The sequence below is a fragment of the Paenibacillus hemerocallicola genome (assembly GCF_006265175.1).
Classification (GTDB): Bacteria; Bacillota; Bacilli; order Paenibacillales; family NBRC-103111; genus Paenibacillus_AB; species Paenibacillus_AB hemerocallicola.
Window position 1 is genome coordinate 1 of sequence record NZ_VDCQ01000165.1, and the last position, 627, is coordinate 627.

1 protein-coding gene is annotated in these 627 nt (G+C 56.8%); it reads right to left on the reverse strand.

From position 1 onward, the window contains the following. Positions 1-152: 152 nt before the first annotated feature. The coding region (locus FE784_RS40585; RefSeq protein ID WP_139607986.1) for a dihydrofolate reductase family protein at positions 153-627 on the reverse strand (475 nt) is incomplete at its 5' end.

Consider the following 627-nt stretch of genomic DNA (forward strand, 5'->3'; position numbering starts at 1 on the left):
AATAATAAGGCAGCTAAGGGTTTAATAAGTTTTCTATGTCATTTCGCATAACTGAACAAATTTCAAAGAATAAGGGATCCTCTGACTGCCGCTACAGCCGGAGAATCCCTATTAAGTAACGTGCCCTTTAGGCCGCTGGGCCAACCGCACAACTAAGCTGGAACGTAGGTCAACCTGATCACCTGCTCGCCAATTCGATCGCTTGCCACGAGGCGCAGCGGCGGCCGCGGACCGGCGAAGAACGGCTTGCCGTGACCCAGCACGACTGGATGGAGATAGAGTCGATACTCATCAACGAGACCGAGCTCCGTTAGACTGTGCGCCAACTCCGGCCCGGCAACTTCAATCTCCCCTTCATGCTGAGCCTTCAGCCCACGTATGGCCGCTGCGAGGTCGCCCTCGATCAGAGAAGCGTTCGGGCCGACGGACTTTAACGTCCTCGACACCACCCACTTCGGTTTGCTTTGCCACGCCGCTGCGTATTCCCGTTCCGGAGCATCCCATTCAAAATGGTCTCCGTCCCAATACCGCATGGTCTCGTACATGCGGCGCCCGTACAGGCTGCCCGCCAGGCCGCGCACATCGTCGATGAAATGACGGAATAGCACGGGGTCGGGCTGAAATGCC